Genomic DNA, 8,564 nt, shown 5'->3' on the forward strand with positions numbered 1-8,564 from the left:
CCCGGCGCGGAGGCCGCCGGGCTCCACGGCGCCGCCCGCGTCACTCGCCGTCGGGGGCCCAGCCCTGGCGGCGCAGCACGGCCGCCACATCGGGCGCCCGGTAGTGCTCCCCCTTGAGGACCTTGCCGTCGGCCCGCCGGACGACCCGGCCGTCGGGGCCGAGCTTGGTCATGTTGGAGCGGTGGATCTCGGCGATCACCTCGTCCAGGTCGATGCCGTGCACCAGGGCGGTGCCGTACGCCACGTACACCACGTCCGCCAGTTCGTGCGCGAGCCGGTCGAGCGGGCCGTCCACCGAGACCTCCGCGGCCTCGGCCGCCTCCTCGGCGAGCAGGTCCCTGCGGTGCGCGGCGAGCTCGGGCGGCACCCGGGTGGGTCTGCCGCGGACGTCCAGTCCGAAGGCGCGGTGGAACTCACGGACGAGATCGGCGGGCGAGGAACTCATGCGGCGAAGATAGCCGCCCCCGGGGCGGCCCCCGCGAGCCGTCCGGACCCCGGCCCTGGTCAGTGCGGCACCCGGCTGGCAGGATCGCGCGCATGTCCAAGGCGTTCCTCCGTCGCATCGGCGGCCGTCGCGGCCTGTGGGGCACGGCCGCCGGTGTCGTCGTCCTCGGCCTGCTGCTGTGGTGGCTGCCGCCGCTGGGCGACACGCCGCCGGGCGGGACGATCACCTTCAGCACCGGGACCCGGCGCGGGGTCTACCAGGAGTACGGCGAACGGCTGCGCACCGCGTTCGCCAGGAACATGCCCGATCTGAAGGTGCGGCTGCTGACCAGCGACGGCTCGCAGGAGAACGTCACCCGCGTGGCGACCGGCCGGGCCGACTTCACCATCGCCGCGGCGGACGCGGTGGAGACCTACGTGCTGAACCACGGCGCGGGCGCCACGCGGCTGCGCGGTGTGGCCCGCCTCTACGACGACTACGTGCAGCTCGTGGTCCCGGCCGGCTCGCGGGTGACCTCCGTGGAGGACCTGCGCGGCAAGCGGGTGGCGATAGGGCCGCCGGAGTCGGGCGTCCGGCTGATCGCCGAGCGGGTGCTCAGGGCGGCCGGGATCGACCCGGAGACCGACATCCGGCCGATGAGCGACGGCATCGACACCGGACCGGGCCGGCTGCGGCAGGGCGGGCTCGACGCGTTCTTCTGGTCGGGCGGACTGCCGACGGGCGGCCTGCAGCAACTGGCCCGGAAGTTCGCGTTCCGGTTCGTGCCGATCGAGGCCGACCTGGTGGCCAGACTGCACGCCGAGGGCGGCGCCACGCGGTACTACCGGGCCACCAACATGCCCGAGTCGGCCTATCCGGCGGTCCAGCGGGGCGACACCGTGCCGACGATCGCCGTGTCCAATCTGCTGATGACCCGCGCCGACGTCGATCCGAGGCTGACCGAGTGGGTGACCCGCATCGTCATCAAGAGCCGCGACAACATCGGCGCCCATGTCCACTCCGCCCAGCTGGTCGACCTGCGCACCGCCATCTACACCGACCCGCTCGCCCTGCACGAGGGCGCCCGCCGCTACTACCGCTCGGTCAAGCCCTGAGGTGCCGTCCTCGGCACCGTCACCGTCACCCTCAGCCCGCGCGGCTCCTCGCTGCGGTGGTGGTCGTAGGAGATGGAGCCGCCGCCCGCCGCGAGCAACGCGCGCGTGATGGACAGGCCGAGACCGGAGCCCTTGATGTTCTGGTGGCGGCTGCTGCGCCAGAAGCGGTCGCCGATGCGGGTGAGTTCCTCGTCGGTGAGGCCGGGGCCGTGGTCGGCGACCACGATCGTGGAGGTGTCGCGGCCGCAGGAGACCCGTACCTCGACGCGTTCTCCCCCGGGCGTGAACTTGACCGCGTTGTCGATCACCGCGTCCAGCGCGGAGGACAGCGCGACCGGGTCGGCCCAGGCCGTGGTGGCCGGGCAGTCGCCGACCAGCCGGACCCCCTTGGCCTCGGCGGCCGGACTCCAGGCGGCCAGCCGCTCGGCGGTCAGCGCACCGATGTCGACGAGCCGCAGGTCCGGCTCCGCGTGCTCGGCGAGCGCCAGGTCCAGCAGATCGTCCAGGACCTGTGCCAGGCGTTTGCCCTCGGCCCGGACCGAGGCGATCTCCTCGTTGCCCTCGGGCAGCTCCAGGGCGAGCAGTTCGATGCGCAGCAGCAGTGCGGACAACGGGTTGCGCAGCTGGTGCGAGGCGTCGGCGACGAAGGCGCGCTGCTGCTCCAGCACGTTCTCCACGTGGTCCGCCATCTCGTTGAAGGACCGGGCCAGACGGCGCAGCTCCGGCGGCCCGCCGGCCACCGCCACCCGGGACTTCAGCCGTCCGGTGGCGATGTCGTGGGTGGTGGCGTCGAGGATGCGCACCGGTTTCAGCACCCAGCCGGTCAGCCGCAGCGCGGCGCCGACGGCGACCAGCATCGCGGCGCTCTCGCCCGCGCCGATGAGCAGCCAGCCGTGCAGGGTCCGGGAGCGCATCTGCCCGGTCGGCGAGTCGGTGACGACGACCGCGACGACGTCACCGTCCCGGATCACGGGGGAGGCGACGACGAGCCGGCGCCGCTGCCAGGGCCAGACCTGCTCCGGGTCGTGGCTGCGCCGGCTCAGCAGCGCCTCCTCGAAGGCGTCGCGGACCTCGCCCTCGGCGGGCAGGGACCAGTCCGCCGGCGCTTTGGCCATCGGGGTGCCGGACCGGTAGAACACCCCGGCCCGGATGCCGTAGACCTCGTGGTAGCTGGCGAGTTCACGGCTGAGGGTCTCCAGACGCTCGTCCGGGCCCGGCTGGGGGACGCCCCCGACCCGGTCGGTGACGAACTGGGCCAGGGCGGCGAAGCGTGCCGTGTCGTCGATCCGGTCCACGATCACCCTCTGCTGCTCGGCGCCGGCCACGCTGACGGCGAGCGGGACGCCGAGGGCGAGCAGAACGGCCGCCATCAGGGCGATGAGCAGCGGCAGAAGGCGTGCGCGCACCCGTCCCCGCTACGCGGCCGGGGCGGCGAGGCGGTAGCCGACGCCGCGTACGGTCTCGATCAGGGCCGGCCGGCGCAGTTTGGAGCGCAGCGAGGCGACGTGCACCTCCAGGGTGCGCCCGGTCCCCTCCCAGCTGGTGCGCCACACCTCGCTGATGATCTGCTCCCGGCGGAAGACCACGCCGGGGCGCTGGGCGAGCAGCGCGAGCAGGTCGAACTCCTTGCGGGTCAGCTGGACGACGGTGCCGTCGACGCTGACCTGCCGGGTGGGCAGGTCGATGTGCACGGAGCCGAACCGCAGCGTGCTCTCGCCGGGGCCGCCCGTGCCCTCGTGGGCGGTGCGGCGGCTGACGGCGTGGATACGGGCGAGCAGCTCGCCGGTGTCGTAGGGCTTCACCACGTAGTCGTCGGCGCCGAGGTTGAGGCCGTGTATGCGGGAGCGGACGTCGGAGCGGGCGGTGACCATGATCACCGGAGTGCTGGTGCGCTTGCGGATCCTGCCGCAGAGCTCGAAGCCGTCCTGGTCGGGCAGGCCCAGGTCGAGCAGGACCACTCCGAAACCGGCTCCTCCGGGGACCAGCGCCCGCAGGGCCTCCTCGCCGTTGCGGGCGTGCGTGACGTCGAAACCGTGTCGCCTCAGGACCGCGGACAGGGCTGCGGCGACATGGTTGTCGTCCTCGACGAGGAGCAGTCTCATCCCGGCTTCCCCCGGTTCAACCGTCGTTCAGTCATGACATGTACAGAAAGGGCACGCGCGCGTGCACGAAGGCAGTCACGCCGATGGACACGGACGCCGTCAAGAGGATTCCGGTTACGCACCCTCTGTCGTTACCCACCCGGTATGCGCCCCGGTCCGCCGGTGCGCGTCCGGCCGCCGGGAGCCGCCGGGAGCAGGACGGACCCGGCCGCTATCGGATCGTGATGCTCAGATCTCCCTCAGATGGGATGACGCAGGTCGCGGCGCTGGCTACTGTCCCCCGGAAACCGAGGAGGACGGAGCCTGAAAACGATGACCGAAGTATCGATGGCCAAGGAAGACGTGGCCTCGACCGACGATCTGGTCGTCCTGAAGAACGTCAACAAGCACTTCGGCTCGCTGCACGTGCTCCAGGACATCGACCTGACGGTCGCCCGCGGTGAGGTCGTCGTGGTCATCGGGCCCTCCGGGTCCGGCAAGTCCACCCTGTGCCGCACCATCAACCGCCTGGAGACCATCGACTCGGGCACCATCACGATCGACGGCAAGCCGCTGCCCCAGGAGGGCAAGGAGCTGGCCCGGCTGCGCGCCGACGTCGGCATGGTGTTCCAGTCGTTCAATCTCTTCGCCCACAAGACCGTTCTCGAGAACGTGACCCTCGGCCAGATCAAGGTCCGCCGCAAGGACAAGCAGCAGGCCGAGGCGCGGGCCCGGGAGCTGCTCGACCGGGTCGGAGTGGGCGCGCAGGCCGACAAGTACCCCGCCCAGCTCTCCGGTGGCCAGCAGCAGCGTGTGGCCATCGCGCGGGCGCTGGCCATGGACCCGAAGGTCATTCTGTTCGACGAGCCGACCTCCGCGCTCGACCCGGAGATGATCAACGAGGTCCTCGAGGTCATGCAGCAGCTCGCCCGGGACGGCATGACGATGATCGTCGTCACCCATGAGATGGGATTCGCCCGGTCGGCCGCGGACCGGGTGGTCTTCATGGCCGACGGCCGGATCGTCGAGCAGGCCACCCCCGACCAGTTCTTCAGCAATCCGCGCAGCGAGCGGGCCAGGGACTTCCTCTCCAAGATCCTGCACCACTGACGCGGCGGCCCGCCGGCGGCGCCCCGCGCCGCCGGCCCCGCGACCGGGCCCTCGCCGTCCCTACGGCCGGCCCTCACCTCTCCTCGACTCCCCTAAGGAAGGGCACATGAAGCTTCGCAAGGCCACCGCCGCCTCCGCCGCCGTCCTCGCCCTCGCCCTGTCGGCGACGGCGTGCAGCTCGGGCGACAAGAAGGACGAGGGCTCCTCGGGCGGCGGCAAGAAGATCACCGTCGGCATCAAGTTCGACCAGCCCGGCCTCGGCCAGAAGACCCCGCAGGGCTACTCCGGCTTCGACGTCGACGTGGCCAAGTACGTCGCCAAGAAGCTCGGTTACAGCGAGGACCAGATCGAGTGGAAGGAGGCGAAGAGCAACGACCGCGAGACCATGCTGCAGCGCGGTGACGTCGACTTCATCGCCGCCACGTACTCGATCACCCCGGAGCGCGAGGAGAAGGTCGACTTCGCCGGCCCGTACCTGCTGGCCCACCAGGACGTCCTGATCCGCGCCGACGACGACTCGATCAAGTCGCCGGCCGACCTCAACAGCAAGAAGCTGTGCTCGGTGACCGGTTCGACCTCGGCGCAGAACATCAAGAACAAGCTGGCGCCCAAGGCCAACCTGCAGAACTACCCGACGTACTCGGCCTGTCTGGGCGGTCTGCAGAACAAGGCCATCGACGCGCTGACCACGGACGACTCGATCCTCGCCGGCTACGCCGCCCAGGAGCAGTTCAAGGGCAAGTTCAAGCTGGCCGGCTTCAAGATGACCAACGAGAACTACGGCATCGGCGTCAAGAAGGGCAGCGACCTCAAGGACAAGATCAACAAGGCCCTTGAGGAGATGGTCGCCGACGGTTCGTGGGAGAAGGCCGTGAAGGCCAACTTCGGCCCGGCCAACTACAAGTACGAGCCCGCGCCGAAGATCGGCGAGATCAAGAGCTGAGTCAGCGCCCGCCGGGTGCGCCGCCCTGCGTGAGCGGCGCACCCGGGGCCCACCACACGCGGAAGCGCGGGAGATCGTGTTCGACTTTCTTGAAGGTTATGACCTGCTGGGAGCCTTCTGGGTGACCGTGCAGCTCACCCTGCTCTCGGCCATCGGCTCCCTGGTCTGGGGCACGGTGCTGGCCGCCATGCGCGTCGGCCCGGTGCCGCTCATGCGCGGCTTCGGCACCGCCTACGTCAACATCGTGCGGAACATTCCGCTGACGGTGATCATCCTGTTCACCTCGCTGGGCCTGAACCAGACCCTCAACGTCACCCTCGGTGCACAGAGGTTCGACGTCATCAACTTCCGGCTCGCCGTGCTCGGTCTGGTCGCCTACACCGCGGCATTCGTCTGCGAGGCGATCCGCTCCGGCATCAACACGGTGCCGGTCGGCCAGGCGGAGGCGGCCCGCGCCCTCGGGCTGAGCTTCATCCAGGTGCTGACCCTGGTGGTGCTGCCGCAGGCGTTCCGCTCGGTCGTCGGCCCGCTCACGAACGTGCTGATCGCGCTGACCAAGAACACCACGGTGGCCGCGGCCATCGGTGTGGCCGAGGCCGCCCTGCTGATGAAGGAAATGATCGAGAACGAGGCACAGCTCCTGCTGATCTCCGCGATCTTCGCGTTCGGCTTCGTGTGCCTGACGCTGCCGACCGGCCTGATCCTCGGCTGGGTGGGCAAGAAGGTGGCGGTGAAGCGATGAGCTCCGTGCTGTACGACGCCCAGGGCCCCCGGGCCAAGCGGCGCAACGTCCTCTACACGGTCGTGTTCCTGCTGGCCGTCGTGGCCCTCGGGTGGTGGGTGTTCCGGGCCCTGAACGACAAGGGGCAGCTGGACTGGGAGAAGTGGAAGCCCTTCTTCGGCTCCGAGGCGTGGACCACGTACATCCTGCCCGGCCTGCAGAACACGCTGACCGCGGCGTTCCTGTCGGTGCTCATCGCACTGCCCCTCGGCGCGGTCCTCGGCATCGCGCGGCTCTCCGACCACGTCTGGATCCGCGTCCCGGCCGGCGTGATCGTGGAGTTCTTCCGCGCCATCCCGGTGCTGATCCTGATGATCTTCGGGCTCGCGCTGTTCGCCCAGTACACCGACGTCAACTCGGACGACCGGCCGCTGTACGCCGTCGTCACCGGTCTGGTGCTCTACAACGCCTCGGTCCTCGCGGAGGTCCTCCGCGCGGGCATCCTCGCCCTGCCCAAGGGCCAGACGGAGGCCGCGCAGGCCATCGGTCTGCGCAAGACCCAGATCATGACGTCGATCCTGCTGCCGCAGGCGGTCACCGCGATGCTGCCCGCCATCGTCAGCCAGCTGGTGGTGATCGTGAAGGACACCGCGCTCGGCGGCGCGGTCCTCACCTTCCCGGACCTGCTGGCGGCGGTCTCCCCGATGAGTTCGTACTACGGTGCGAACACCATCGCCAGCTTCACGGTCGTCGCCCTGATCTTCGTCCTGGTCAACTTCGCCCTCACCAGCTTCGCGAGCTGGCTGGAGCGGCGGCTGCGGACCCGGAGGAAGTCCACCGGCACGGTGCTTCCGCCGGCCGCCGTGGGAGGCACCGACTCGACGGGGACCGCCGCCTGACGAAGCGCCCGGCGAAGACGCCCGGAAAGGCCGTCCCGGCACGGGCGTCTGACGGGGAGTCCGCACCACGGATGTGACACGGGGGCAGTGGAGTGACCGCCACTGCCCCCGTCGCTTGACGCAGGCAGCGGCAGTGGGTTGCATACGTTCTGTGATCGTGCACCCTGCTCCAACCGTCTGTTCGTCTCTGTCCGTCAGGACATCACCTCGGGCGGGGGGCGCCGCGTCATGGACCCGGTGATCGTTGCCGGGGCGGGGCCCGTCGGGCTCGCGCTCGCCCTGGCCCTGGCGCGGCAGGACGTGCCCGTCGTCGTGCTCGACGAGGGGCCGGGCAGCGACGCACCGCGCGCCGCGCGCACGGTCGTCCTGCGCGAGGACACCGCCGCGTTCGTGGAACGCCTGGCCGGCGTGCCGCTCGGCCGCGCCGGGCTGCGGTGGACCGGATGGCGGGCGATGCGGCGCAAGCAGACGACCTGCGAGGTCGCCTTCGGCGAGGACCTCCCCGCCCCGCTGCACATCGCCCAGCACGTCCTGACCGGTGCCCTGCGCGCCGCCCTCACCCGCGAACCGCTGGCCGAGCTCGCCGTAGACAGCCGGCTCGACGCCCTGGAGCAGGAGGACACCGGCGTCGTCGTCCACACCCGCGGCCCCCGCGGCACCTGGTGGCGCGGCAGCTATCTGGTCGGCTGCGACGGGCCGCGGTCCACCGTGCGCAAGCTCCAGGACATCCGCTTCCCCGGCCGTACGGCCGTCGAGCGGCACGCCGTCGCCGCCGTGCGCACCGAACTGCCCTGGACTGACGAAGCGTTCCTCCATCGGATGCCGCCGTGGCGGACGACCGGCCCCTTCGCCGGGGAGATCGCCGCCCGCCCGCTCCCGGACGGAGTGTGGCGGCTGGACTGGCTGCTGCCGCCCGGCAAGGACCTGGTCACACCCGAACTGCTGGTCACCCGCATCCGCGAGACCCTCAGCGGCTGGACGGGCGAGTCCTCGCCGGCGTACGAACTGCTGGACACCGGTGTCCACACGGTCCACCACCGGCTGGCCCGCCGCTGGCGCGCCGGGCGGGTCTTCCTCGCCGGGGACGCGGCGCATCTGCTGGGCACGCTCGGCACCCAGGGGCTGGACGAGGGACTGCGGGACGCCGAGAACCTCGCCTGGAAACTGGCGTCGGTCTGGCACCACGGCCCGCACGAGACCCTGCTGGACAGCTATCAGACCGAACGGCGCGCAGCCGGGCGGAGACGATCGCGCGCCGTTCGGTCTGATAG

The 8,564-nt window shown here is 70.9% G+C and carries 9 protein-coding genes; 6 read left to right on the forward strand and 3 right to left on the reverse strand.

From position 1 onward, the window contains the following. Positions 1-40: 40 nt before the first annotated feature. Positions 41-445 (reverse strand): pyrophosphohydrolase domain-containing protein, encoded by a 405-nt coding sequence (locus tag CCN35_RS21070; protein ID WP_067393396.1) that lies wholly within the window; start codon positions 443-445, stop codon positions 41-43. Between the two features lie 92 nt (positions 446-537). Here CCN35_RS21070 and CCN35_RS21075 point away from each other — a divergent pair, with 92 nt between their 5' ends. Next, entirely contained in the window at positions 538-1,539 is a 1,002-nt protein-coding gene (locus CCN35_RS21075) for a TAXI family TRAP transporter solute-binding subunit (RefSeq protein ID WP_067393401.1), read from the forward strand. Here the strand turns inward: CCN35_RS21075 and CCN35_RS21080 are convergent. Together CCN35_RS21080 and CCN35_RS21085 are read right to left on the reverse strand one after the other, a co-directional pair. Beyond that, positions 1,518-2,945 carry a sensor histidine kinase gene (locus CCN35_RS21080; RefSeq protein ID WP_086793911.1) on the reverse strand — a complete coding sequence of 476 codons (1,428 nt, stop codon included), beginning with the start codon at positions 2,943-2,945 and terminating at the stop codon, positions 1,518-1,520. The genes CCN35_RS21075 and CCN35_RS21080 overlap by 22 nt on opposite strands. Before the next feature lie 9 nt (positions 2,946-2,954). Then, positions 2,955-3,641, reverse strand: coding sequence for a response regulator transcription factor (locus CCN35_RS21085; RefSeq protein WP_086793913.1), 687 nt, complete (start codon positions 3,639-3,641; stop codon positions 2,955-2,957). A 312-nt stretch (positions 3,642-3,953) separates the two neighbouring features. On the opposite strand from CCN35_RS21085, the gene CCN35_RS21090 reads away from it, so the two are divergent. The 5 genes from CCN35_RS21090 to CCN35_RS21110 all read left to right on the forward strand — a co-directional run. Next, positions 3,954-4,730 carry an amino acid ABC transporter ATP-binding protein gene (locus CCN35_RS21090; RefSeq protein WP_067393407.1) on the forward strand — a complete coding sequence of 259 codons (777 nt, stop codon included), beginning with the start codon at positions 3,954-3,956 and terminating at the stop codon, positions 4,728-4,730. A 106-nt stretch (positions 4,731-4,836) separates the two neighbouring features. Further along, positions 4,837-5,673: a glutamate ABC transporter substrate-binding protein gene (locus CCN35_RS21095; protein WP_067393410.1), complete on the forward strand. Its 837-nt coding sequence runs from the start codon at positions 4,837-4,839 to the stop codon at positions 5,671-5,673. 76 nt (positions 5,674-5,749) lie between these two features. After that, positions 5,750-6,415 (forward strand): amino acid ABC transporter permease, encoded by a 666-nt coding sequence (locus CCN35_RS21100; RefSeq protein WP_067393415.1) that lies wholly within the window; start codon positions 5,750-5,752, stop codon positions 6,413-6,415. Next, a complete protein-coding gene (locus CCN35_RS21105; RefSeq protein WP_067393419.1) occupies positions 6,412-7,293 on the forward strand; it encodes an amino acid ABC transporter permease in 882 nt (293 codons plus the stop codon). The genes CCN35_RS21100 and CCN35_RS21105 overlap by 4 nt, the downstream gene beginning before the upstream one ends. A 228-nt stretch (positions 7,294-7,521) precedes the next feature. Next, positions 7,522-8,564, forward strand: a 1,043-nt coding sequence (locus CCN35_RS21110; protein ID WP_211285558.1) for an FAD-dependent monooxygenase, incomplete at its 3' end; no start/stop codon positions are given.

This window comes from Streptomyces thermovulgaris, assembly GCF_002155915.1.
Classification (GTDB): domain Bacteria; phylum Actinomycetota; class Actinomycetes; order Streptomycetales; family Streptomycetaceae; genus Streptomyces; species Streptomyces thermovulgaris.

Coding starts and splice junctions, on each gene's coding strand:
- CCN35_RS21075 (WP_067393401.1), top strand. CDS start 538: ATGTCCAAGGCGTTCCTCCGTCGCATCGGCGGCCGTCGCGGCCTGTGG.
- CCN35_RS21085 (WP_086793913.1), bottom strand. CDS start 3,641: ATGAGACTGCTCCTCGTCGAGGACGACAACCATGTCGCCGCAGCCCTG.
- CCN35_RS21095 (WP_067393410.1), top strand. CDS start 4,837: ATGAAGCTTCGCAAGGCCACCGCCGCCTCCGCCGCCGTCCTCGCCCTC.
- CCN35_RS21090 (WP_067393407.1), top strand. CDS start 3,954: ATGACCGAAGTATCGATGGCCAAGGAAGACGTGGCCTCGACCGACGAT.
- CCN35_RS21105 (WP_067393419.1), top strand. CDS start 6,412: ATGAGCTCCGTGCTGTACGACGCCCAGGGCCCCCGGGCCAAGCGGCGC.
- CCN35_RS21070 (WP_067393396.1), bottom strand. CDS start 445: ATGAGTTCCTCGCCCGCCGATCTCGTCCGTGAGTTCCACCGCGCCTTC.